A 23,371-nucleotide genomic window follows, 5' to 3' on the forward strand; every position below is an offset into this window, starting at 1 on the left:
GCGGAACTAAGCCATGACCAGCCCAACCCCCTGCTACCACTGCGCCCTGCCCGTGCCGCCCGGCAGCCGGTTCACCGCCCGGATCCTCGGCGAGCGCCGCGAACTCTGCTGCCCCGGTTGCCAGGCGGTGGCCGAAGCGATTGTGGCCGGGGGCCTGGAAAGCTATTACCAGCATCGCAGCGAAGCCTCGGCCAACCCCGAAGCGCTGCCGGTGCAACTGGTAGAGGAGTTGGCGCTGTATGACCGCGCCGACGTGCAAAAACCCTTTGTGCGCCATGACGGCGAACTGGCCGAAACCACCCTGCTGATGGAAGGCATCAGTTGCGCGGCCTGTGGCTGGCTGATCGAAAAGCATCTGCGCAGCCTGCCCGCCGTGGCCGAGGCGCGACTGAACTTGTCCAACCATCGTTTACAGGTCCGCTGGGCCGATGGGCAGCTGCCGTTGAGCCAGGTGCTCGGCGAACTGCGCCATATCGGCTACGCCGCCCATCCGTATCAAGCGGACCGCGCCGCCGAACAACTGGCCAGCGAAAACCGCCTGGCCCTGCGCCAACTGGGTGTAGCCGGGTTGCTGTGGTTCCAGGCGATGATGGCAACCATGGCCACTTGGCCGGAATTCAATATTGATCTAAGCCCGGAGCTGCATGTGATCCTGCGCTGGGTGGCGATGTTTCTGACAACCCCCATTGTGTTCTACAGCTGCGCGCCGTTCTTCAAGGGGGCACTGCGCGACCTGCGTACCCGCCACCTGACCATGGACGTGTCGGTGTCCCTGGCCATTGGCGGGGCCTATCTGGCCGGAATCTGGACCGCGATCACCGGTGTCGGCGAGCTCTATTTCGATGCGGTGGGCATGTTCGCGCTGTTCCTGCTGGCCGGGCGCTACCTGGAGCGGCGAGCCCGCGAACGCACGGCTGCGGCCACTGCACAGTTGGTCAACCTGCTGCCCGCCTCATGCCTGCGCGTGCAAAGCGACGGCCAGAGCGAACGCATTCTGCTCAGCGAACTGGCCGTGGGCGATCGGGTCCACGTACACCCGGGCGCGGTGCTGCCGGCGGACGGGGTGATCCTTGACGGTCAGTCCAGCATCGACGAATCGCTGTTGACCGGCGAGTACTTGCCGCAGGCGCGCCAGGTCGGCGATAGCGTCACCGCCGGCACCCTCAATGTCGAAGGCGCGTTGACCGTTGAAGTACGCGCCCTGGGCCACGACACCCGACTGTCCGCCATCGTGCGCCTGCTGGAGCGGGCCCAGGCCGAGAAGCCGCGCCTGGCCCGGATCGCCGACCGTGCCGCGCAATGGTTCCTGCTGGGCTCGTTGATCGCCGCCGCGTTGATCGGCCTGCTGTGGTGGCAGCTGGATGCGTCGCGAGCCTTCTGGATCGTGCTGGCGATGCTGGTAGCGACTTGCCCGTGCGCGCTGTCCCTGGCCACCCCGACAGCCCTCACCGCCGCCACCGGCACCCTGCACAAACTCGGTCTGCTGCTGACCCGCGGCCATGTGCTGGAGGGCCTGAACCAGATCGATACGGTGATTTTCGACAAGACGGGCACCCTCACCGAGGGGCGCCTGGCGCTGCGCGCGATTCGTCCCTTGGGCACGCTGGACAGCGACGCCTGCCTGGGCCTGGCCGCCGCCCTGGAAAACCGTTCCGAACACCCGATCGCCCGTGCCTTCGGACGCGCGCCGCTGGCCGCCGACGAAGTGCTCAGCAGCCCCGGTCTCGGCCTGGAGGGGCGTGTGGGCGAACGCCTGCTGCGCATCGGCCAGCCGGGGTTCGTGTGCGAACTCAGCGGCTGCCCGCTGCCCGCCTCGCCGGACGCCGCCGGGCAATGGCTGTTGCTCGGCGACAGCCAAGGCCCCCTCGCCTGGTTCGTGCTCGACGACCGCCTGCGCAGCGATGCACCGGCCTTGCTGCAGGCTTGCCAGGCACGTGGCTGGCGCACTCTGCTGCTGTCGGGGGACAGCTCGCCGATGGTCGCCAGCGTCGCCCTTGAACTGGGTATCGACGAGGCCCACGGTGGCCTGCGTCCCGACGACAAGCTGCACGTACTGCAACGCCTGCATCAGGAAGGCCGCACCGTGCTGATGCTCGGCGATGGCGTCAACGATGTGCCGGTACTCGCCGCCGCCGATATCAGCGTGGCCATGGGCTCGGCCACCGACCTGGCCAAGACCAGCGCCGACGCGGTGCTGCTGTCCAACCGCCTGGACGCCTTGGTGCAGGCCTTCAGCCTGGCGCGGCGCACCCGACGGGTGATCATTGAAAACCTGGTATGGGCGGGTCTATACAATGGCCTTATGCTGCCGTTTGCCGCCTTGGGCTGGATCACGCCCATTTGGGCGGCAGTGGGCATGTCCCTCAGTTCGTTGACCGTGGTGCTCAACGCCCTGCGCCTGACTCGCGTGCCGAGCGCGCCGGCCGCAGGCGCCCCCCAAGTAACCCGCCCGCTGCCGGCATGAGCCGCGCGGGCATGGAGTGCAGATGCCAGCTTTATACGTGATGATTCCGGCGGCGCTGCTGTTAGTCGGCGTGGCCATTTACATCTTTTTCTGGGCCGTGGACAGCGGCCAGTACGACGACCTCGACGGCCCGGCTCACAGCGTGCTGTTCGACGACCAGGACCCCAACCACCTGGCCGCCATCGACGAAGCCAACGGCCCCGAGCAGGCGTCCAAGCCCCAGGCCCCGCCCCGTGTTTGAACTGGCGCCATTGCTGGTCTCCGCGCTGATCCTCGGCCTGCTCGGCGGCGGCCATTGCCTGGGCATGTGCGGCGGCCTGATGGGGGCGCTGACCCTGGCCATTCCCAAGCAACAGCGCAGCCGCCGCTTTCGTCTGCTGCTGGCGTACAACCTGGGGCGTGTGCTCAGTTACGCCTGCGCCGGGCTGTTGATCGGCATGGCCGGCTGGGCCGTAGCCAATAGCCCGGCGGCGATGATCTTACGGGTGCTGGCCGGTCTGCTGCTGATCGGTATGGGCCTGTACCTGGCCGGCTGGTGGAGCGGCCTGACCCGCATCGAACAGCTCGGTCGCGGCCTGTGGCGGCATATCCAGCCGGTTGCCAACCGGTTGCTGCCGGTGTCCAGCCTGCCTCGCGCGCTGCTGCTGGGCGCGCTGTGGGGCTGGTTGCCGTGCGGGTTGGTCTACAGCACTTTGCTGTGGGCGGCCAGCCAGGGTAATGCGCTGGACAGCGGCTTGCTGATGCTCGCGTTCGGCCTTGGCACCTGGCCGGTGTTGCTGGCCACCGGGCTGGCGGCGGAACGCGTCACCGCGCTCCTGCGCAAACGCAGCGTGCGCATGGCCGGCGGCATGCTGGTAATGCTCTTCGGCATATGGACACTGCCCGGCCCCCATCAGCACTGGTTGATGGGCCACTAGACAACGTGTGGCATAGCGCCGCTCCCCGTTGATGCAAATCAAGGCGCCCTCCCCGGCCAGCCCCTAGACTCGGCCCACTAGCCTATCCGGGGGACGCCCGCATGCTCGACGCCATTCGTTGGGACACCGATCTGATTAACCGCTACGACCTGGCAGGGCCGCGCTACACGTCCTACCCAACCGCCGTGCAATTCGACAGCCAGGTCGGAACATTCGACCTGCTCCACGCCCTGCGTGACAGCCGCAAGGCCACGCGGCCACTGTCGCTGTACGTGCACGTGCCGTTCTGCGCGAACATTTGCTATTACTGCGCCTGCAACAAAGTCATCACCAAGGACCGTGGCCGCGCCCATGCCTACCTGCAGCGCCTGGAACAGGAGATTCAACTGGTGGCTTGCCACCTGGACCCCAGGCAGGCGGTGGAACAGTTGCACTTCGGCGGCGGCACCCCGACCTTCCTGAGTCACGACGAACTGCGCCAGGTGATGGCCTGCCTGCGCCAGCACTTCAACCTGCTGGACGATGACTCCGGCGACTATGGCATCGAGATCGACCCACGCGAAGCCGACTGGGCCACCATGGGCCTGCTGCGCGAACTGGGTTTCAACCGCGTGAGCATCGGCGTGCAGGACCTCGACCCCGAGGTTCAGCGCGCAGTGAACCGCCTGCAAAGCCTGGAAGAAACCCGCGCGGTGATCGACGCGGCGCGCACTCTGCAATTTCGCTCGATCAACATCGACCTGATCTACGGCCTGCCCAAACAGACGCCGATCAACTTCGCGCGTACCGTGGAGGAAGTCATCAAGCTGCAACCGGACCGTCTATCGGTGTTCAACTATGCGCACCTGCCGGAGCGTTTCATGCCCCAGCGTCGCATCAACGGCGACGACCTGCCCTCGCCGGCGCAAAAACTGCTGATGCTGCAGACCACCATCGAACAGCTGACCCAGGCCGGCTATCGTTACATCGGCATGGACCACTTCGCCCTGCCCGATGACGAGCTGGCCATCGCCCAGGAGGAAGGCCGGCTGCAGCGCAACTTCCAGGGCTATACCACACACGGTCATTGCGACCTGATCGGACTGGGCGTGTCGGCGATCAGCCAGATCGGCGACCTGTATTGCCAGAACGGCAGCGACCTCAACAGCTATCAGAACACCCTGGCCGGCGCGCAGTTGGCCACCAGTCGTGGCCTGGTGTGCACCACCGATGACCGCTTGCGGCGCGAAGTCATTCAGCAGTTGATCTGCAATTTCAGCCTGGCTTTCGAACCCGTCGAGCAGCGTTTCAACATCGATTTTCGCGGGTATTTCGCTGACCTCTGGCCTCAACTGGAGGCGATGGCCACGGATGGCCTGATCGTGCTCGACGAGCAGGGCATTCGCGTCCTTCCGGCCGGACGGCTGCTGGTGCGCTCGGTATGCATGGTGTTCGATGCCTATCTGGAGCATCAGAACCGGCAGCGGTTTTCGCGGGTGATCTGAAAGCCGAGCGACGCCGGGACGCTGCGCAGGTTGCTATACCATTGCTGCTTTTTTGTACAGGCTGGCCTGACTGCACCACAGTGCGTTACCCTTACGCATTATGTGTGTTTTCCCACAAGGATTTAAGAAATGTCTGAGCCAGTCAAACTGCGCGCTCACAGCCAGGCCCATTGCAAGGATTGCAGCCTGGCGCCCCTCTGCCTGCCACTTTCGCTGAATCTGGAAGACATGGATGCGCTGGACGACATCGTTAAACGCGGTCGCCCGCTGAAAAAAGGCGAGTTTCTGTTTCGCCAGGGTGACAAGTTCGATTCCGTCTATGCAGTACGTTCCGGCGCGTTGAAGACTTTCAGCCTGAGCGATGGCGGCGAGGAACAGATCACCGGCTTCCATCTGCCCAGTGAACTGGTGGGGCTGTCGGGCATGGACACCGAGATTCATCCGGTGTCGGCCCAGGCGCTGGAGACCACCTCAGTATGCGAAATCCCCTTTGAGCGCCTGGATGAGCTGGCTCTGCAATTGCCGCAACTGCGTCGCCAGTTGATGCGCGTGATGAGCCGCGAGATCCGTGACGACCAACAAATGATGCTGCTGTTGTCGAAAAAAACCGCCGACGAGCGCATCGCTACGTTCCTGGTCAACCTGTCGGCCCGTTTCCGTGCCCGTGGGTTCTCGGCCAACCAGTTCCGCCTGAGCATGTCGCGTAACGAAATCGGCAACTACCTGGGCCTGGCGGTAGAAACCGTGTCCCGCGTATTCACCCGTTTCCAGCAGAACGAATTGCTCGCCGCCGAAGGCAAGGAAGTGCACATCCTCGACCCGATCCAGCTGTGCGCGCTGGCCGGAGGCTCCCTGGAAGGTTGATGCAGACACCTGCGGCCGCGCCAATCGGCGAGGCCGCAGGTATACTTCGAGTCCGTTTTCCGCACCCAGGACTCTTCGACGATGACCTCCGACTCGTTCGACATCAAATCCCTGATCCGCCCCGTCATCGACTTCCCCAAGCCTGGGGTGATCTTCCGTGACATCACGCCGCTGTTCCAATCGCCCAAGGCCCTGCGCCTGGTGGCTGACAGCTTTGCCCAGCGCTACGTAGAGGCCGACTTCACCCATATCGGCGCGATGGACGCCCGTGGCTTTCTGATCGGTTCGATCATTGCCTACCAGTTGAACAAGCCGCTGATCCTGTTCCGCAAACAAGGCAAGCTGCCGGCCGACGTGCTGGCCGAGGGTTACCAGACCGAATACGGCGAAGCCTTCCTGGAAGTGCACGCCGACAGCCTGTGCGAAGGCGACTCGGTGCTGATATTCGATGATCTGATCGCCACCGGCGGTACCTTGATCGCAGCGGCGAACCTGGTACGGCGCATGGGGGCCAAGGTCTTCGAAGCGGCGGCGATTATTGATTTGCCGGAGCTGGGCGGCTCGCAACGCTTGGAAGATATGGGGATTCCGGTTTTTTGCCTGACGCAGTTTGCGTTGACTGATCGTTAACGGTTGCTCGGACTGACGCCATCGGGGGCAAGCCCCCTCCCACCTTTGACAGTCATTGCCTGGGCTGGATCATACGGCGCAGCACCGCGTAGTTTGCGGCATTGCCAATCCATACTGTTCCCCCAGTACTAACTGAAAGAACCGTCTCAAAATGTGGGAGGGGGCTTGCCCCCGATAGCAGTGGGTCCTGCGGTGGTCTTTAGAGAGCGATCGGCTTGCGACCAGCGAACGAATGCGCCAGGGTGCCGCCGTCCACCAGTTCCAGCTCGCCACCCAACGGCACGCCGTGGGCGATACGCGAGGTGATCAGGCCTTTGTTGGTCAGCAGTTGCGCGATGTAATGCGCGGTCGCTTCGCCTTCCACCGTGGGGTTGGTGGCGAGGATGACTTCGGTAAAGGTGCCTTGTTCCTCGATGCGCGCCACCAGTTGCGGGATGCCGATGGCTTCTGGCCCCAGGCCGTCAAGCGGCGAAAGGTGGCCCTTGAGCACGAAGTAGCGTCCGCGATAGCCGGTCTGCTCCACCGCGTATACATCCATCGGCCCTTCCACCACGCACAGCAAGGTGTCGTCGCGGCGCGGGTCGGCGCATTGCGGGCAGAGTTCTTCTTCGGTGAGGGTGCGGCACTGGCGACAATGGCCAACGCCCTCCATGGCCTGGCTCAGGGCCTGGGCCAGGCGAGTGCCGCCGCTGCGATCACGCTCCAGCAGTTGCAGCGCCATGCGCTGGGCGGTTTTCTGGCCGACGCCCGGCAACGTGCGCAGGGCGTCGATCAGTTGACGAATCAGGGGGCTGAAGCTCATGGGGCATGGGTCCGACAAAACGACGAGACGCGGTTTATACCCGCGCCCCGGATTAGCGTCAAATGATCAATCCTGCGCGACGCGCACCACCAGCTTGCCGAAGTTACGCCCTTCGAGCAGGCCGATAAAAGCTTCAGGCGCCTGTTCCAGGCCGTCGACCACGTCTTCGCGGAACTTGATCTTACCGTCGCGCACCCACGGCGCCATGGCGCTGAGGAATTCGGGCTGGCGGTCGCCGTAGTCGTCGAACACGATAAAGCCCTGGATACGCACGCGCTTGGTCAGCAATGTGCGTTGCAGGGCCGGCAGACGGTCGGGGCCGCTGGGCGCTTCATGGGCGTTGTAACCGGCGATCAAGCCGCACAACGGCACCCGCGCCTTGGGGTTGAGCAGCGGCATCACTGCATCGAACACCTTGCCGCCGACGTTTTCGAAATAGATATCTACGCCATTGAAGCAGGCCTGAGCCAGCTCGTCGGCGAAGTCCTCGCTTTTATGGTCGATACAGGCATCGAAGCCCAACTCATCCACCACATAGCGGCACTTTTGTGCGCCGCCGGCGACGCCGACCACACGCAAGCCCTTGAGCTTGGCCACCTGCCCCACCACCGAGCCCACCGCACCGGACGCTGCAGCCACCACCAGGGTTTCGCCGGCCTTTGGCTGGCCGATGTCCATCAAGCCCATATAGGCGGTCATGCCAGGCATGCCCAATACACCCAGGGCCATGGACGGGCTGGCGAGGCCATTAGGCACCGGTATCAGGTTGCTGCCATCGGAAATGCTGTGACTCTGCCAGCCAGTGGCACCGACCACCAGATCACCCACTTCAAATTTCGGATGACGCGACTGTTCGATACGGCTTACAGCGCCACCCGTCATTACCTCGTTTATTTCAACCGGTGCCGCGTAGGACGGTGCGTCACTCATCCGCCCGCGCATATAAGGATCGAGGGACAGGTAAAGCGTCTTAAGCAGCACCTGGCCGTCCGCCAGCTCCGGCAGGGTCACACGTTCCAGGCGGAAATTCTCCGGTGTCGGTGCGCCTTTGGGGCGCGAGACCAGAACAATTCGCTGGTTGAGTGTCGGTTCTTGAGGCATCAGAGGGCTCCTTATCGAATTCGTCGGTATAGGGTGCAGACCATCGATGCCGGGCCGGGGTTCGATCGGATCGGCATAAACAAAAATGCCAGGCGCGATGCCTGGCATTTGAGTCTAGCCAATGCCTGTGGATCAGAACGGCAGCTTCATGCCCGGCGGCAGTTGCATGCCGGCGGTCACACCGGACATTTTGTCCTGGCTGTTGGCTTCGATCTTGCGCACGGCGTCGTTCACGGCAGCCGCGAACAGATCTTCCAGCACCTCACGGTCATCATCGCTGACGCCTTCGAGCAGGCTCGGGTCAATGCTCACGCGCTTGATGTCATGGCGACCCGTCATCACCACGCTGACCATATCGCCACCGGCTTTACCGGTGACTTCGGCGTTGGCCAGTTCTTCCTGCATCTTGGCCATTTTTTCCTGCATCTGCTGGGCCTGCTTCATCAGGCCGGCCATGCCACCTTTCATCATGGGAATCACCTCAAAAGTACGTGGATCAAGTTAGTAGCCCGGTGTCATGACGCCTGAGGCACCGGGGCTTCGACAGGTTCAATAGTATCGTGGCGGACCACTGCGCCGAACTGTTGCATCATTTGCTGGATGAGCGGATCGGTGTGGATCGCTTCCTCGGCTTCCCGCTGGCGGTTCAGACGTCGGCGGGTCGCGGCCTGGGCCGGGGTTTCCTGCTCAGGCTTGATCAATTCGATGCTGATCGTCAACGGGCGACCGTGGTACTGGTTCAACGCGTCGTTCAGGCGACGCTGCTGGGTCGCGTTGAACAGGGCGCTGTGGGCCGGGTCCAGGTGCAGCGACCAATGGTCGCCCTCGATGGCGACCAGCGTGCAGTTGGCGGCGATGCTGCCGGTCATGCCGGAAATCGGCAATTTCGGGAACAGTTCCAGCCACTGCAGGGCCAGGCCGGTGGCCGGCGCCGCGGCGGGTTCCGGCTCGGGCTCCGGGGCCGGTTCGGCGGCGTGTTCGCTGGCCAACTCGTCCAGGTAGCTGTAGGCCGAATCCATGTCCGGTTCGATGTAATCTTCATCCAGCGGCGGCTCATCGTCGAGATCGATGCCCGGCGTGGCCGCTTCGACCTGTGCCACCGTTGGCTCGGGCACCGGCGCGCTGACCCACTCCGGCGCATCCGGCACTGCGCTGTCAGGCGTCGGCGTGGGCATCGGGGTCAGCTCGGGCTGCTCGCCGAGGGTTTCCAGCACCGGCTCGACGGCGGGCTGCAGTTCGGGCTCGGGCTCGGGGTCCGCCGGCGCGTTCCACGGCAGGTCGACCTCCGCCACAGGCTCAGGGGGTTCAACCGCCACCGGTTCCACCACCGGCGCCGCTGGAGGCTCTACAAGCGCCGGCGCGGCAACGACTGGCGCGACCACGGCGACGCCAGCCACGGATTTGGCGGAATCAACTGTGGCCTGGCTGATCCCCACTGGCTTTAGCGGCTGTCTCGGTGCGTCCGCCGTATCGGCGGGCCGGAACGCCAGCATGCGCAACAGCACCATCTCGAACCCGCCGCGCGGGTCCGGCGCCAGGGGCAGGTCGCGACGGCCGATCAGGCCCATCTGGTAATAGAACTGCACGTCTTCGGCCGGCAATGCCTGGGCCAGCGCCAGCACGCGGTCGCGGTCGCCATGGCCGTTGTCGACCCCCTCGGGCAGCGCCTGGGCGATAGCCACGCGGTGCAGCACATTGAGAATTTCCGAGAGCACGCCGTTCCAGTCCGGGCCTTGCTCCGACAAATGGCGCACGGCTTCCAGCAATGCCTTGGCGTCACCGTCGATCAACGCGTGCAGCACGTCGAAGACCTGGCCGTGATCCAGCGTGCCGAGCATGGCACGCACATCGGCGGCCATGACCTTGCCTTCACCGAAGGCGATAGCCTGGTCAGTAAGGCTCATGGCATCACGCATCGAACCATCGGCCGCGCGGCCCAGCAGCCACAGCGCGTCGTCTTCGAACGGTACGTTCTCGACGCCCAGCACATGGGTCAAATGCTCGACCACGCGCTCGGGGGTCATGTTCTTCAGGGAGAACTGCAGGCAACGCGACAGAATAGTTGCGGGAAGTTTCTGCGGGTCGGTGGTCGCCAGGATGAATTTAACGTAGGGCGGCGGCTCTTCCAGGGTTTTCAACAAGGCGTTGAAGGAATGGCTGGAGAGCATGTGCACTTCGTCGATCAGGTAGACCTTGAAGCGGCCTCGGCTCGGCGCGTACTGCACGTTGTCCAGCAGCTCGCGGGTGTCTTCGACCTTGGTGCGGCTGGCGGCGTCGATCTCGATCAGGTCGACGAAACGTCCTTCGTCGATTTCCCGGCACACCGAACAGGTGCCGCAGGGCGTCGAGGTAATACCGGTTTCGCAGTTCAGGCACTTGGCGATGATCCGCGCAATGGTGGTCTTGCCGACCCCGCGGGTACCGGTGAACAGGTAGGCGTGGTGCAGCCGCTGGCTGTCCAAGGCATTGATCAGAGCCTTGAGCACATGGGTCTGGCCGACCATTTCGCGGAACGAGCGCGGGCGCCATTTACGTGCAAGAACCTGATAACTCATCGAAAACCGTCGCAACTGGGAAGCGGAAGCCGGTAATGCTAGCGGAGCAAGGGGGAAATTGCATCCGGCACGCTCGTCTAATCTGACTAAGCTCTGCTCACTGGCCCCCAATCGGCCTGAACCCGGAGAGTGTATGCGCGTAGTCCTGGGCGCTTTATGGATGATTACCACGGCCAGCCTGGCGGCGCCCGCCCCGCTGCGCTTTTCGGTTTCCGACAGCTGGGCGATGCCCATGGTGCAGCTGGAAAACGGCCAGCCTACCCAAGGGATTATGTATGACGTGATGGCGAGCCTGGCCAATCAGCTCGGCCAACCGGCCCGGTTCCAGGTGCTGGCACGCGCGCGCATCGCCACCGCCATGCTCCATGGCGATATTGATGTGCGCTGTTATGTCACCCAGGCCTGGCTGGATGACCTGCCGGGAGACTACGCCTGGAGCGTGCCGCTGATGATGCAGCGCAGTGTCCTGGTCAGTACGAGCGAGCAGCCGGTCACGCTGGCCGAGCTGGCGCCACAAGCCATCGGCACCGTGCTCAATTACCGCTACACCGGCCTGGCGGCACTGTTCGCCAGCGGCCGGCTGACCCGCGACGAGGCGCGCAGCGAGGAGCAGGTATTGCACAAACTCCTGGCCGGACGCTTTCAGTATGCGGTGATCAACGAGTGGACGGTGGACCGCTTCAATCAGACCCTGACGCCTGAGCACCGTCTGCACAAGGTCGCCGTGGTCGATGAGCTGAGTCTTGGCTGCATCGTGCGCAACGATCCGAAACTGCCGGTACAGCAGATCCTGCGTACATTGCTGCGTATGAAAGTGTCGGGAGAGATCGACGAAATCATCCAGCTGTATACCGGCCAGGTTCCAACGCAAGCGCACGCTCCTGACAAGAACTGACAGTGCGACCTTTTAGACTGGACCCATTCAATCGCCTGCCCTCAAGGAACCTGCATGTCTACCGTCGCTCATTATTTCCTGCTCTATGTCGACAGTCCGGCCACCAGCGCCAATTTCTACAGCCGGCTGCTCGACAAGCCATCCGTGGAACTGAACCCGACCTTTGCCCTGTTCATACTCGATAACGGCGTCAAGCTGGGGCTGTGGTCGCGGCACACAGTGGAACCGGCCGCCACGCTGACGGGCGGCGGCGCTGAAGTGGGGCTGTCACTGGCGGACAAAACCGCCGTGGACACCTTGCACGCGCAGTGGTCCGCACGTGGAGTCACGATCATCCAGTCACCGACGGCCGCGGACTTCGGCTACACCTTCGTCGCCCAGGACCTGGACGGCCACCGGTTGCGCGCGTTTTGCCTGCACGACTAAGCGCCAGCGCCCCTCCAGACTGATGGCCGCCACGCTGGCCAGCACGATCAGCGCGCCGAGCACCACCCACGGCGTCACCTGCTCACCCAGCAGAGTGGCGGCCATCAGCATCGCCACTGGCGGAATCAGGTACATCGCCACCGCCGCGCGGCTGACCTCCACATGTTTCAACACATAGCCCCACGCCAGATAGGCCAGAGCGCTGGGGAAAATGCCCAGCACCAGCACCGCCAGGTTCTCTGCAACCGGTGCCCGCAGCACCGCCGCGGGCAGGTCCGGCAGGTTCACGCAGAGCATCAGGGTGCCCGCCCACACCATGTAGCACGCCATGGTCAGCGGGCTGTAGCGATGGGCGTAGTGTTTCTGAAGGGCGAAATACACACTCCAGGACAGCGCCGCCAGCAGGATCAGCACGCCGCGTGGGTCGATCTCGCCGATGCCCCGATCACCGCAGATCACCACCCCTACCCCGACCAGCCCCAATGACACACACACCCAACGCCACACACTCACCCGCTCCTTCAAAACCAGAAACGCGATCAGCACACTGAAAAGCGGTGCCGACTGCGCCAATACGCTGGAAGCCGCCGCCGTGACCCATTGCTGTCCATAGTTGAGGGCTGTGTGGTGCAGGAACACGCCGAAGAACCCCAGCACCAGCAACCAGGGCACGTCCCGCCAGCGCGGTCGGCCGATGCCCAGTACCAGCGCCACCCCGGCCATAAACAGCGACGCGATCAAAAAGCGCAACAACGCCAGTTGACCAGGGCTGTAGCTATGCAGGCCGAGGTGCACGCCAATCGGCGAGTAGGCCCAGCAGAGGATCACGCTGGCGGTGACTAGCGTAAGCTTCAGGCGTGACGGGGTGTTCATCGAGAATGTCCAGAAACCGCGAAAGAAGGCTGTCAGTCTTGGCCGGGTCGCGGCGCAGGACAATTAAGCGTTTCTGACTTCTGAAATCACGGGAATTGAGCAATGGAACTGGCCCAACTGAAAATGGTGCGCGCCGTGGCGCAGACGGGCAGCGTGGCCCAGGCAGCCGTGCAACTGCATTGCGTGCCGTCCAACATCACCACGCGCATCAAGCAGCTGGAGAGCGAACTGGGCACGCCGTTATTTATCCGCGCCGGACGCGGGCTGGCGATCAGCGCGGCGGGTGAGATTTTTCTCGACTATTGCGAGCGCATCCTGGCGCTGGTGGATGAGTCCAAACGGGCAGTGGATGCCACTGCCATCCCCCGTGGCACCTTGCGCATCGGCGCGGTGGAATCCAGCGCCAGCGGCCGTCTTCCGCCATTGCTGGCGGAGTATCACCGGCGTTACCCGCAGGTCAGCCTGGAACTGGTGACCGGCGCCTGGAGCCAATTACTCGACGACCTGCAACACCATCGCCTGGATGTGGCCCTGGTAGCTGCAGGCAGCCCGCGCGCCAAGCTCGAACACAGCGTGGTCTACCGCGAACGCTTGGTACTGGTCGCCAGCGCATGCAGCGCGCCGATCCAAGGCGCGCAGGACCTGGCGGGCCGCAGCCTGCTGGTGTGGCCAACCGGTTGCCCCTATCGCGCGGCGCTGGAGAACTGGCTCAAACCCCATAACGTCACACCTAGCACGGCCAGCTACGCCAGTTGGGGCACGATTATCGGGTGCGTGAGCGCCGGCATCGGCGTGGCGTTGGCGCCGGAAGGCATTCTGGCTCGCTACGAGCAGGCCAGCCAGTTGACGTCCTACCGGTTCGCGGAGCTGCAGGCGGTGGACAATCTGCTGTTCTGGCACAAAGACACCCAGCGACATCTGGCGCGCGATGCCTTTGCCGCGCTGCTGCACGAGACGTTCGGTTGAGACTTATTTGAATGCCCCATAGCAGGTTTTTCAGTTATCCTTTCGCGAAATTAATTCAAATTGTAAGGGACTACCGTGAATTACCTCCGCTTATTACTCGCGGCGGCCGCTCTGAGCCTGCCCGCCCTCCCCGCCTTCGCCGCCGCCACGCCTGCTCCGGTCGAAGCCAGTGCCGCCGCCGAGCCGGCTGAAACCGCCGAACATTTCCTGGCCTCGCTCAAGAAAAAAACCGGTACGGTCACCCTGCCCAGCGGTATCGCCACCCTGAAACTCAACGACGAGTTCTACTACCTCGACCCGGCCGACACCGAGCGCCTGCTGACCGATGGCTGGGGCAACCCGCCGGGCTTCAAGACCCTGGGCATGATTGTGCCCAAAGCCGTCAGCCCGCTGTCCGAGCGCGGCTGGGGTGTGATCGTCAGCTACAAGGCCGATGGGCATATTTCCGACGAGGATGCGGCAAAAATCGACTACGCCGATCTGCTCAAACAGATGCAGGAAGAAGACGAAGCCGAGAACCAGGAGCGCCAGAAACAAGGCTACGCCGGCCTGCACCTGCTGGGCTGGGCCGAGCCGCCGCATTACGACGACACCACCCACAAAATGTACTGGGCCCGCGAACTGAAAGCCGACGACGCCGATCAGAACACCCTCAACTACAGCATCCGCGTGCTGGGCCGTGAAGGCGTGCTGGAACTCAACGCCGTCGCCGCCATGGCCGACCTGCCTACCATCAAGCAAGAGTTGCCCAAGGTGCTGGCCTTCACCAACTTCACCGATGGCAACCTGTACACCGACTTCAACCCCACCACCGACAAAATGGCCACCTATGGCCTGGCGGCGCTGGTGGCCGGCGGAATCGCCGCGAAGGCCGGGCTGTTCGCCAAGATCGGCATTTTCCTGCTGGCGGCGAAGAAGTTTCTGGTGATCGGCGTGGTGGCACTGCTCGCCGGTATCCGTAAGCTGTTCAGCCGCAACAAGGGCTGAAACCCGCACACAAAAACGCCGCCGCGTGCCCTGGCACACGGCGGCGTTTTTTTACGGCTCAGTTTTGCGCGGTGGGCGCCGCCAGACGGCTGTACTGGTCCTGACTGATCCAGCCGATGGACGAACGGCCCTCGGCGTTGACGAACTCGACCTGCGCCCAGCCGTCCTTGTACGCCAGCACACCGACCACGTCACGCTTGACGATGTACGGGCGCTTGGCGACCTTGGCACCGAGGGTTTTCTGCAGGTAAGCCTTGTCGGCGGACACCGTGACCAGGCCGATCCAGTTTTTGCTGGCGGTCTGGCTCAGGTCCAGGCCGGTGGCGATTTCCGGCATCAGCACGTTCAGGCAGCCGGGATGCTGGCGGCCCTGTTCCACGGTCAGGGTCACGCCATCGGCGGACGGTGCCACGCTGCCCGGATAAGCCTCCTGGCCCCAGGTCGTCAGCGCACCGGGCTTGCCCTGCAGGTAAAACGTGCAGCCCCGGGTGACGCCCTCGCCCATTTCTTCGGCGTAGTAACCTTCGACCTGCTGCTGCGGCGTAACCGCCAGCATCAGGCCCTCGTACTTGCCTGAATGCAAAGCGCTGCTGGCGGCCAATGCCGGCATTGCACAGCACAACGACAACACACCCATCGTCAGAAAACGCGTCATCCTATTTTTTCCCTTCAAGTTTTTCGTAGGCTTTCTTCATCAGGACATCGTAGTTGCCGTAGTCCTCGCCATTGTAGTTGCGCGCCATGCCGGTGAAATCCTTGGCCTTCATGGCTTTCATCAAGGCCGGGCTCTTGCTGCAGAAACCCAGGAAGGCTTTGAGTTGGTTGCCGGCATTCACTTTCAAGGCTGCCGCAAATTCAAACACCGTCTTGTAACCGCACGACGAAAAGTTGAACCCCATGATCTGGAACATGCCCCACGACGCCGACATCAAGGCCGCTTCCTGGTCCAGGGCAAACGCGGTGGCCATGGTTTCCCAGGCCTTGATCTGGTCCTTGTTATTGACCTGCCACTGCGGCCCGGCCTTTTTCACGTAGGGGTAAGACAGCAGCGGGTGCGCCTGGTCGTAGATGCGCTTGGTGTATTTGCGAAACAAGTGCCCTTCGAAGGCGATCACCGGCAACTTGGCCGGCCCGAACCCTGAACGCCCGCCCGATTCCACGGTGGCGAAGGCCTTGATGATGTTCACCGAAATGCCATTGCCCAACTGGGTGGCGGCGTTCTGGAAGTCTGTATCGGAGAGGGTCATGCCGCCGTCGCAGGTGGGCTGCAACATCAATTGGCGGTTGCGCCGCTCTGCCTCGATCATCGCGCGCATGCGGTCCAGGTACACATTGACCGTGGCGTGCACCGCGTCGCCCTGGTTATTGCCGAAGCCGTTGAGGAACGTTGGGATACGCAGGGTCGGCGAGGCCTTCACCGGCACCTTTACCGCTTCTTCGATCAGGCTGTTGAACGTGCGGCCGGTGGGGTCGATCACGCCGTCGGGGTGAGCATATTTGAGGTGACGGAACTGGTACTGGCTGATGCACTGCACCAACTGGCCGTCGCACTTGCCGTTTTCGGCCAGTGGAGCGCCCATCTTCGGAATGATCAGATTGAAGAGATACTGGATGCACTGCACATCGGCGGGCAAATTGCGGGCTTTACCGGGAGCACCCACCGAAGCGCTGATCAGACGGGGCAACCCTTGCAGGCTTTTCATCGGAGACATCCTTGTTGGTTAAAGAAGTGATGCCACTTCAAAATCAATGCGTTGCCGTTGTCATATTCTGAAACATGCGGCTGGCGGAAACTAGCAAGGCGATTTTGGGTTGTCCAGAGGGGCGCTTGAAAGTTGTGAAACAACCGAACCAATTTTCTAATAACCATGAGTTTCACGGGTCTTCTGATACTTGTGGTAATCGATCCACTCGACCACATCGTAAGGCAGGTACAACTGCCGCCTGGCTCTTGAAATCGCGATATACACCTCGCACAGTCGCTGGTCGAACGCATAGGCATCCTTGAATTTCACATTGGTCAGCAGTGCCGGGGTGAGCAGCACGCTGTCAAACTCCATGCCGCCGGCCTCCTGTGCAAGCATCAGCCGGCAGCACTTGTCAGGCTGGCCGCTCAACCGGTTCAGACGGGTCACATCGGCCACATTGAAACCTTTCTCCAGCTCGTCCTCGACCCACAGGAACGCTTCGTCGAACTGGCCGGCCTCGCGCACCTGCTGCCAGTCGGCCAGGTCGCTGAAATAGGCGTGAGGGCCTTTGTCGGTGTGTTCGGTGCTGTAAAACTGCGGTTTGAACAGGGCAATGGCGCTGATCATGAAACGCTCCAGATCGCGCTGCGCTGCGCTGTCGAACACGCCGAACGGGCAATTGGCCTGCTGCAACTGGATTGCCCACTTCATGGTGTCCCAGTGGGACGCGGTCAACACGACGCAGCCTTCGGGCGGCACGAAACCCTGGGGGTAATGCTCGATGCCGACATCGGCGTCCCGCGCGCCTTCGAACGGAACCTTGCTCTTCTGCGAGTGCACGCTGATCAACGGGTTGACCAGGCGTTCGACATTGCGACCGGAACGCACCGAGTAGCTGATATCGGTGTGCCGGACTTCGCGTTTGCGCCGCACCATCACGCCTGTGGCCAGCTGGTATTCGTCGCCCAAGGTAATCAACACCTGACGGCCGCGCTCAATGATCTGCAGCAACGAGGCCGGGATGTCCTGGCTTTCATCGATCAACACATGGGTAAAGCGCGGTGGCACCTCGCAGCCCGCCAGGCTGGCGCGCTTGATCAACCACAGGGTGGCAAACTCGGTCTGGTTGACCCACTGCGGGTTGCGCTCCAGGTACGTCCAAACGCGACTTGCGTATTCCAGCAAGACTTGGGCATCCAGGCTGCTCAAGGCGTGCTTGAAGTGGGGCAAGTGCCGGGCCGAGAGGCTGTGATGGCTGGAGGTGCAGTAGTTCTCAAGCACCTTGAGGCACACATTCAGCGTCGCTTGGCCATCGTGGCCGCGCCACCCCAGGATATCCAGGGCTTGGGACACCGCCTGTTTGCCGGGCAATCGGGCCGGCGTTTTGTCCGCGCCGGGGCGCCCCGCCTGCAACAGGGCCTTGGCAAAGGCGGCGAAGGTCGAACCGGCCTTGCCGTCCCGCGCCAGCCCCATGCGCTCGCGAAGCGTGGCCAGTTTGGCCCCGGTGCGCGCCAGGACCAGGGTTTTTTCCGGGCGCAGGCATTCCAGCAACGCGCCCAGCAGATGGCTCTTGCCGATACCGGCGTAACCCTGCACATGCAGGTCTTCATTGAGATTCGCGCGAAAGGTGCGCACCAGCTTGTCCTGGGCCGGGCTGAGCCAACGCTCACGGTGCCGGGGGGTGATCATCTGCTGGCTGAAGGGGTCGTTGCTGCGCCGCTGTCGGACTTTGAAGGTCACATCCCACTGGCCGTCGGGCAACAGGTAATCGCGCGCCGCGACTTCTTCGGGCAGTAACAGGCGCAGGTTGAGGTTTTTGAGCGCATTGATGCCGAAGTACAACTTGCGCGGGTCAAACAGGCGCCGCGCTTCGGACAGCAATGCCGGCGTGCCGGACGTCGGCGCGTTCACCACCCACCCCATCAACTTGACGAGCACACGCTCGGCGGCCGCGCCGTTGAGGTCCGTTTGCGCGGCCTGCGCCAGATTCTGAATGACCAGTATTGCGGCCAGCTCCGGGTCCGTCAGGCTGTCCAGGTGCGCGGCACCGTCGGCACCGAGCAAGGCGCTGCAGGTTTCGTCGGTGACCGGCAGGAAGACGGGGCTGGATAAGTCGAAGTGTTCCGGTTGCATACATCCTCGCGGCCAGGGGCCGAATGAGGTCAATCAAATGGATTCAGCGGTCAAGCTTGTCAGGCATCCTGACCGACGCCCACCTCGAATTGATAACCGCCCAGAGAGCCCGTCATGCCGCCGGGGTAACGCCGTGGTTCGGTGGACGCCGAAGCGCCGGCCACTTCAATCTGCCGTTGCAGTTCGTGAACGGCCATATCGAGCAAACGCCGCAGATCTTCGGCGCTGTGGGCAGACACGTTCAAGTGCAATTGGTAGGTAGCGGTGACCGATGGAAGCTGATCGATGCTGGGCTCAGGGCTTGGCTCGGCGGTGCGGATAAACTGCGCAGCGCTCATGATTTGAGCGTGCTCCTCGTCCATCAGGTCCAACACTTTCGACAACGCCAGCGTTTGCTCCGGATGGGCCTGGATACGGTCCTTGATCTCCAGGCGCCGCATCTGCCATTCCCGCAGTTTTTCTCGAGTGAGGTCGTCAACTTTTTCCACTTACGCTGCCTCCGAATGCCAGGCAGTGAAGTATGCCACCGATCAAACGACGGGCTGACGTGAGTTTTCAACCGTCGCGACAATGCCACCATCGACTGCTCGAAGGCAGATGGTTCGCATACGTTTTTTTAAGATTTGGATAGACAACAAAGGAAGAGCGTTATGGAGGCAACCCCACCAGCCACACCCCGGCACACAATGTTCCCGCTGTGGCTGCTCCCTTCCGGGCCTGACCAGGTTAACGGGTAATCGTTGCGGGGGGACCGATGGGGTCACCATAACGACGCTGGCCTCTCGGCAAGCCGCGCCATTGTACCGATCTCATGGGAAGTTACAACCGTTGGTGACCGATTAAAAATATGAAGAGGTTCAAGCACTTGCCTTGACCACACGCTTTGCCCTCACACACGGGTTAATCACTGTGCCTGCAACACCTCGTCCGCACGCCCACCCTCCTCCTGGATCACCAGGTGGATAAAGTGCAGTTTGGCGATCACCGCCGGTGGCAGTACGAAGGGGTAGAAATCCGGCTGGCCCATGCTGCGCGAGAGTTCGTTCAGCATGCCGGCCAGTTCGATCCAGGCGTTGACGAACGAAAGAAATGCCGGACCGCCTGGGTGTTCAGGGTCGTAGAGGGTGGCGAGGGGGAACGGCTGATAATCCAGGTCCATCTCGCGGGCGCTCATGCCGAAGCCCAGGGCGGTGTCCACGGCGTCCATCATGTGCAGGTAGTGCGCCCAGGTCTCGGCCCAGTCTTCCCACGGGTGCATGGTGGCGTAGGCGCTGACGCAGGTGTGCTGCCAGTCCGGTCGCGGCCCGTGCTGATAGTGGCGCTCGAGAGCATCGGCGTAGCTGGCGCGTTCGTCGCCGAATAATTGGCGAAAAGGTTCGAGCCAGTGGCTGTCGGCGATCAGTCGATCCCAATAGTAATGACCGACTTCATGGCGAAAGTGGCCGAGCAAGGTGCGGTAAGGCTCGTGCATCTGCACGCGGACTTGCTCGCGGTGGGCGTCATCGGCTTCTTTGATGTCCAGGGTGATCAGACCGTTGGCATGTCCGGTGGTGGGCGCGTTGCCCTGCAGGTCGATGCCGATAAAGTCGAAGGCCAGGCCGGTATCTTCGTCGACGCGCTTGGGCACCACTTGCAAGCCCAGGCTGATCAACTGCGCCACCAGGCGGCGCTTGGCGGTTTCCACTTTGCGCCAGCGCTCGTGGTTTTCCACGATGGACAGGTCCGGAATGGTGCGATTGAGGCTGCAAGCCACGCACAGCGGCGCGGTGCTGTGCGCCGGGATCAGCCAGTTGCAGGCCGCCGGCGTGTCGAGGTTGGCGCAGCGACGAAAAGCACCGGCGTCGAGATTGCCGTCCTGCAGCCACGTCCCGGTCACGGGGCCGGGCTGCAGGGACGCCAGGCGACTCTGCTGCGGCTGATAACCCAGCAGCGCCGAGCAGGCCAGGCACTGACTGTTGCGAAAGAACAGCGCCTGGCCGCAACGGCATTGCCAGACCTTGCCGTTGCGCGAGGTATCGGCCATGAACGGTGCGGCAATGCGCGAACTGAGCTGCTCGAAATAGCGGAACATGGCGATCTCTCCCAGGGATGACCAAGACTAGATCATCGCGGACTCCGGATCGTTCCACTTGGCAGGCACGAGGTGCGCAGCGCAGCCCGCGCGCTGCTGACGCCGTCAGACAGATAAGTTGTGCCGGGCCAGGAAAGCGATAAATGCCTCTTCATCCAGTACTTTCAAACCGAGCTCGGTAGCCTTGGTCAGCTTGGAGCCGGCGCCGGGGCCCGCGACCACGCAGTGAGTCTTGGCCGAGACGGAGCCGGCCACCTTGGCGCCCAGGCTTTCCAGCTTGTCCTTGGCCACGTCGCGGCTCATCAGCTCCAGCGAGCCGGTCAGCACCCAGGTGTGGCCGGCTTCGGGCAACCCTTCGATGACTTTTTTCTCGCTGTGCCAGTGCATGCCGAAGTCCTTGAGCTGCTGCTCGATCGCCAAGGCGCGGCGCGCATTCTGCGGGTTATCGAAAAAGTCACGCACGGCCTTGGCCTGCTTCTCGGGCAATGCCTGGCGCATGTCCAGCCAGTCGGCCTGGATTACGCCGTCGAGGCTGCCGAATCTGTCCGCCAGTTTCTGCGCGGCGCCGGGACCGACGCTGGGCACATTGAGCTTGTCGAGCAACCCGCCGAGGGTGGCGCTGGCGGCGAATTCGGCGCTCAGATCGCCCTGCTCCTGCAACTGCAGGCCGCATTCGTCCGGCGACAGCAACGCGCCGATCACCTGTTGGTTGTGGCCGTCCTCAAAGAAACTGTGGATCTCATGCGCCACTTCCAGGCCCACGTCCGGCAAGTACGTGAGCACTTCCGGCAAAGCCTGTTGCACGCGCGCAAGGGAGGCCAGCGAGCGCGCCAGCACCTTAGCGGTCTCCTCGCCCACATCGGGAATACCCAAGGCGTAGATAAAGCGCGCCAGGGTCGGCGACTTGCTGTTTTCGATGGCGGCGATCAGCTTTTTGCTGGAGATATCGGCGAAGCCTTCCAGGTCGATGATCTGCTCGTACGTGAGCTTATAGAGGTCAGCCGGGGAACCGATGAGGTGTTCATCCACCAGTTGCTCAATGGTCTTGTCACCCAGGCCGTCGATGTCCATGGCGCGACGCGACACGAAGTGGATGATCGCCTGCTTGAGCTGCGCGCCGCAGGCCAGGCGCCCGACACAGCGGTACACCGCGCCCTCGCTGACGGTTTCCTTGCCTTTGCTGCGCTTGACCAGTTGCGTGCGCTCCACATGGGAACCGCACACCGGGCAGCTTTCAGGGATCTGCACCGCGCGTGCGTGTTCCGGGCGGCGCTCGGTGACCACCGAAACCACCTGCGGGATGACATCGCCGGCGCGGCGGATTATCACGGTGTCGCCAATCATCAGGCCCAGTCGCGCCACTTCGTCCATGTTGTGCAAGGTGGCGTTGGCCACGGTTACACCAGCAACCTTGACCGGTTTCAAGCGCGCGACCGGCGTCACGGCGCCCGTGCGGCCGACCTGGAATTCCACATCGAGCAGTTCGGTCAGTTCTTCCATGGCCGGGAATTTGTGGGCGATGGCCCAGCGCGGTTCGCGGGCGCGAAAGCCCAGCTCGCGTTGGGAGGCAAGGCTGTTGACCTTGAACACCACACCGTCGATTTCATACGGCAGGCTGTTACGCCGCTCGCCGATGTCGCGGTAGTAGTCGAGGCATTCCTGAATACCCTTGGCCAGTTTCAGCTCATGACTGATGGGCAGCCCCCACTGTTGCAATTGCTTGAGGTTGCCGATATGCGTGTCGCTGATATCGGCGGTGACCTGGCCGATGCCGTAGCAGCAGAACTCCAGCGGGCGGCTGGCGGTAATCTTCGAATCCAGCTGGCGCAGGCTGCCGGCGGCGGCGTTGCGCGGGTTGGCGAAGGTCTTGCCGCCCACTTCCAACTGCGACGCGTTGAGCCGCTCGAAACCGGCCTTGGACATGAACACTTCGCCGCGCACTTCCAGGGTCGCCGGCCAGCCGCTGCCATGCAGCTTTAAAGGGATATTGCGCACGGTACGCACGTTGACGCTGATGTCTTCGCCGGTGGTGCCGTCGCCGCGGGTGGCACCGCGTATCAACTCGCCGTCCTGGTACAACAGACTGACCGCCAGCCCGTCGAGCTTCGGCTCGCAGCTGTATTCCACCGCCGCACCGCCGCCGAACAGATCGCCCACCGGCAGATCGAGGCCCTCGGTGACGCGGCGATCGAACTCAAGCATGGTGGCTTCATCGAACGCGTTGCCCAGGCTGAGCATCGGGATCTCATGCTTGACTTGAGTAAACGCCGACAACGCCGCGCTGCCGACCCGCTGCGTCGGAGAATCGCGCGTGACCAGCTCCGGGTGCTCGGCTTCGAGGGCCTTGAGCTCGTGGAACAGGCGATCGTACTCGGCGTCCGGAATGCTCGGCTCGTCGAGAACGTGGTAGCGGTAGTTGTGCTGATCCAGTTCAGCGCGCAGTTCGAGGATGCGGGTGTGGGCGGCGGTCATGGTGTTCTCTCATAAAGCAAAAGAGCAGCCGAAGCTGCTCAAA

At 62.9% G+C, this 23,371-nt stretch carries 21 protein-coding genes and 1 other RNA gene; 10 read left to right on the plus strand and 12 right to left on the minus strand.

All coding sequences use genetic code 11. The annotated features are described in order from the left end of the window. The first annotated feature begins 13 nt into the window (after positions 1 to 13). From PSH94_RS18425 to PSH94_RS18450, 6 genes are all read left to right on the plus strand, one after another. On the plus strand, positions 14 to 2,464 hold the full coding sequence (locus PSH94_RS18425; RefSeq protein WP_305435529.1) for a heavy metal translocating P-type ATPase: 2,451 nt from the start codon (positions 14 to 16) through the stop codon (positions 2,462 to 2,464). Positions 2,465 to 2,486: 22 nt separating this feature from the next. Next, positions 2,487 to 2,705, plus strand: coding sequence for a cbb3-type cytochrome oxidase assembly protein CcoS (gene ccoS, locus PSH94_RS18430; protein WP_305435530.1), 219 nt, complete (start codon positions 2,487 to 2,489; stop codon positions 2,703 to 2,705). Continuing rightward, positions 2,698 to 3,381, plus strand: coding sequence for a sulfite exporter TauE/SafE family protein (locus PSH94_RS18435; RefSeq protein WP_181076075.1), 684 nt, complete (start codon positions 2,698 to 2,700; stop codon positions 3,379 to 3,381). Before ccoS ends, PSH94_RS18435 begins: the two co-directional genes overlap by 8 nt. A gap of 101 nt (positions 3,382 to 3,482) precedes the next feature. Next, complete coding sequence (hemN, locus tag PSH94_RS18440) at positions 3,483 to 4,865, plus strand: oxygen-independent coproporphyrinogen III oxidase (protein WP_181076077.1); 1,383 nt, start codon at positions 3,483 to 3,485, stop codon at positions 4,863 to 4,865. Positions 4,866 to 4,994: 129 nt separating this feature from the next. Continuing rightward, a complete protein-coding gene (fnr, locus tag PSH94_RS18445) occupies positions 4,995 to 5,729 on the plus strand; it encodes a fumarate/nitrate reduction transcriptional regulator Fnr (protein ID WP_181076079.1) in 735 nt (244 codons plus the stop codon). Positions 5,730 to 5,810: 81 nt separating this feature from the next. Continuing rightward, positions 5,811 to 6,359: an adenine phosphoribosyltransferase gene (locus PSH94_RS18450; RefSeq protein WP_305435531.1), complete on the plus strand. Its 549-nt coding sequence runs from the start codon at positions 5,811 to 5,813 to the stop codon at positions 6,357 to 6,359. Positions 6,360 to 6,558: 199 nt separating this feature from the next. Here the strand turns inward: PSH94_RS18450 and recR are convergent, their stop codons facing one another. The 4 genes from recR to dnaX form a co-directional block, all read right to left on the minus strand. Next, positions 6,559 to 7,161, minus strand: a complete 603-nt coding sequence (gene recR, locus PSH94_RS18455) for a recombination mediator RecR (protein ID WP_014719453.1) — start codon at positions 7,159 to 7,161, stop codon at positions 6,559 to 6,561. Positions 7,162 to 7,227: 66 nt separating this feature from the next. After that, a complete protein-coding gene (locus tag PSH94_RS18460; RefSeq protein WP_181076083.1) occupies positions 7,228 to 8,262 on the minus strand; it encodes an NADP-dependent oxidoreductase in 1,035 nt (344 codons plus the stop codon). 132 nt (positions 8,263 to 8,394) lie between these two features. After that, positions 8,395 to 8,733, minus strand: a complete 339-nt coding sequence (locus PSH94_RS18465) for a YbaB/EbfC family nucleoid-associated protein (RefSeq protein WP_017527493.1) — start codon at positions 8,731 to 8,733, stop codon at positions 8,395 to 8,397. A gap of 44 nt (positions 8,734 to 8,777) precedes the next feature. Further along, positions 8,778 to 10,817, minus strand: coding sequence for a DNA polymerase III subunit gamma/tau (dnaX, locus tag PSH94_RS18470; protein ID WP_305435532.1), 2,040 nt, complete (start codon positions 10,815 to 10,817; stop codon positions 8,778 to 8,780). Between the two features lie 133 nt (positions 10,818 to 10,950). Between dnaX and PSH94_RS18475 the strand changes: the two genes are divergently transcribed. After that, on the plus strand, positions 10,951 to 11,712 hold the full coding sequence (locus PSH94_RS18475; protein ID WP_253508874.1) for an ABC transporter substrate-binding protein: 762 nt from the start codon (positions 10,951 to 10,953) through the stop codon (positions 11,710 to 11,712). Positions 11,713 to 11,766: 54 nt separating this feature from the next. Beyond that, on the plus strand, positions 11,767 to 12,138 hold the full coding sequence (locus tag PSH94_RS18480) for a VOC family protein (protein WP_305435533.1): 372 nt from the start codon (positions 11,767 to 11,769) through the stop codon (positions 12,136 to 12,138). On the opposite strand, the gene PSH94_RS18485 is transcribed toward PSH94_RS18480, so the two are convergent. Beyond that, positions 12,052 to 13,011, minus strand: coding sequence for a DMT family transporter (locus PSH94_RS18485; protein ID WP_305435534.1), 960 nt, complete (start codon positions 13,009 to 13,011; stop codon positions 12,052 to 12,054). The two genes, PSH94_RS18480 and PSH94_RS18485, sit on opposite strands and share 87 nt — an antisense overlap. A gap of 102 nt (positions 13,012 to 13,113) precedes the next feature. On the opposite strand from PSH94_RS18485, the gene PSH94_RS18490 reads away from it, so the two are divergent. Further along, entirely contained in the window at positions 13,114 to 13,977 is an 864-nt protein-coding gene (locus PSH94_RS18490) for a LysR family transcriptional regulator (protein WP_305435535.1), read from the plus strand. Between the two features lie 75 nt (positions 13,978 to 14,052). After that, a complete protein-coding gene (locus PSH94_RS18495; RefSeq protein WP_253508878.1) occupies positions 14,053 to 14,964 on the plus strand; it encodes a DUF2167 domain-containing protein in 912 nt (303 codons plus the stop codon). A gap of 58 nt (positions 14,965 to 15,022) precedes the next feature. Here the strand turns inward: PSH94_RS18495 and PSH94_RS18500 are convergent, their stop codons facing one another. The 7 genes from PSH94_RS18500 to ligA all read right to left on the minus strand — a co-directional run bounded on the left by PSH94_RS18500 (position 15,023) and on the right by ligA (position 23,328). Further along, positions 15,023 to 15,619, minus strand: coding sequence for a hypothetical protein (locus PSH94_RS18500; protein ID WP_305435536.1), 597 nt, complete (start codon positions 15,617 to 15,619; stop codon positions 15,023 to 15,025). A gap of 1 nt (position 15,620) precedes the next feature. Continuing rightward, the gene (locus tag PSH94_RS18505) at positions 15,621 to 16,667 is read right to left on the minus strand and encodes an N-acetylmuramidase family protein (protein ID WP_181076099.1); all 1,047 of its coding nucleotides are present in this window, start codon (positions 16,665 to 16,667) and stop codon (positions 15,621 to 15,623) included. A gap of 156 nt (positions 16,668 to 16,823) precedes the next feature. Next, a complete protein-coding gene (locus tag PSH94_RS18510) occupies positions 16,824 to 18,785 on the minus strand; it encodes a hypothetical protein (RefSeq protein ID WP_305435537.1) in 1,962 nt (653 codons plus the stop codon). A gap of 59 nt (positions 18,786 to 18,844) precedes the next feature. Next, positions 18,845 to 19,273, minus strand: a complete 429-nt coding sequence (locus tag PSH94_RS18515; protein ID WP_305435538.1) for a hypothetical protein — start codon at positions 19,271 to 19,273, stop codon at positions 18,845 to 18,847. Between the two features lie 172 nt (positions 19,274 to 19,445). Beyond that, positions 19,446 to 19,542: signal recognition particle sRNA small type (gene ffs, locus PSH94_RS18520), an RNA gene on the minus strand. A 147-nt stretch (positions 19,543 to 19,689) separates the two neighbouring features. Beyond that, entirely contained in the window at positions 19,690 to 20,856 is a 1,167-nt protein-coding gene (locus PSH94_RS18525; RefSeq protein WP_181076104.1) for a putative zinc-binding metallopeptidase, read from the minus strand. A 105-nt stretch (positions 20,857 to 20,961) separates the two neighbouring features. Further along, the gene (gene ligA / locus PSH94_RS18530) at positions 20,962 to 23,328 is read right to left on the minus strand and encodes an NAD-dependent DNA ligase LigA (RefSeq protein ID WP_305435539.1); all 2,367 of its coding nucleotides are present in this window, start codon (positions 23,326 to 23,328) and stop codon (positions 20,962 to 20,964) included. Positions 23,329 to 23,371: the final 43 nt, after the last annotated feature.

The organism is Pseudomonas sp. FP2254, from assembly GCF_030687695.1.
GTDB lineage: Bacteria > Pseudomonadota > Gammaproteobacteria > Pseudomonadales > Pseudomonadaceae > Aquipseudomonas > Aquipseudomonas quebecensis.

Coding starts and splice junctions, on each gene's coding strand:
- PSH94_RS18425 (WP_305435529.1), top strand. CDS start 14: ATGACCAGCCCAACCCCCTGCTACCACTGCGCCCTGCCCGTGCCGCCC.
- ccoS (WP_305435530.1), top strand. CDS start 2,487: ATGCCAGCTTTATACGTGATGATTCCGGCGGCGCTGCTGTTAGTCGGC.
- hemN (WP_181076077.1), top strand. CDS start 3,483: ATGCTCGACGCCATTCGTTGGGACACCGATCTGATTAACCGCTACGAC.
- fnr (WP_181076079.1), top strand. CDS start 4,995: ATGTCTGAGCCAGTCAAACTGCGCGCTCACAGCCAGGCCCATTGCAAG.
- PSH94_RS18450 (WP_305435531.1), top strand. CDS start 5,811: ATGACCTCCGACTCGTTCGACATCAAATCCCTGATCCGCCCCGTCATC.
- recR (WP_014719453.1), bottom strand. CDS start 7,161: ATGAGCTTCAGCCCCCTGATTCGTCAACTGATCGACGCCCTGCGCACG.
- PSH94_RS18460 (WP_181076083.1), bottom strand. CDS start 8,262: ATGCCTCAAGAACCGACACTCAACCAGCGAATTGTTCTGGTCTCGCGC.
- PSH94_RS18465 (WP_017527493.1), bottom strand. CDS start 8,733: ATGATGAAAGGTGGCATGGCCGGCCTGATGAAGCAGGCCCAGCAGATG.
- dnaX (WP_305435532.1), bottom strand. CDS start 10,817: ATGAGTTATCAGGTTCTTGCACGTAAATGGCGCCCGCGCTCGTTCCGC.
- PSH94_RS18475 (WP_253508874.1), top strand. CDS start 10,951: ATGCGCGTAGTCCTGGGCGCTTTATGGATGATTACCACGGCCAGCCTG.
- PSH94_RS18480 (WP_305435533.1), top strand. CDS start 11,767: ATGTCTACCGTCGCTCATTATTTCCTGCTCTATGTCGACAGTCCGGCC.
- PSH94_RS18485 (WP_305435534.1), bottom strand. CDS start 13,011: ATGAACACCCCGTCACGCCTGAAGCTTACGCTAGTCACCGCCAGCGTG.
- PSH94_RS18490 (WP_305435535.1), top strand. CDS start 13,114: ATGGAACTGGCCCAACTGAAAATGGTGCGCGCCGTGGCGCAGACGGGC.
- PSH94_RS18500 (WP_305435536.1), bottom strand. CDS start 15,619: ATGACGCGTTTTCTGACGATGGGTGTGTTGTCGTTGTGCTGTGCAATG.
- PSH94_RS18505 (WP_181076099.1), bottom strand. CDS start 16,667: ATGAAAAGCCTGCAAGGGTTGCCCCGTCTGATCAGCGCTTCGGTGGGT.
- PSH94_RS18510 (WP_305435537.1), bottom strand. CDS start 18,785: ATGCAACCGGAACACTTCGACTTATCCAGCCCCGTCTTCCTGCCGGTC.
- PSH94_RS18525 (WP_181076104.1), bottom strand. CDS start 20,856: ATGTTCCGCTATTTCGAGCAGCTCAGTTCGCGCATTGCCGCACCGTTC.
- ligA (WP_305435539.1), bottom strand. CDS start 23,328: ATGACCGCCGCCCACACCCGCATCCTCGAACTGCGCGCTGAACTGGAT.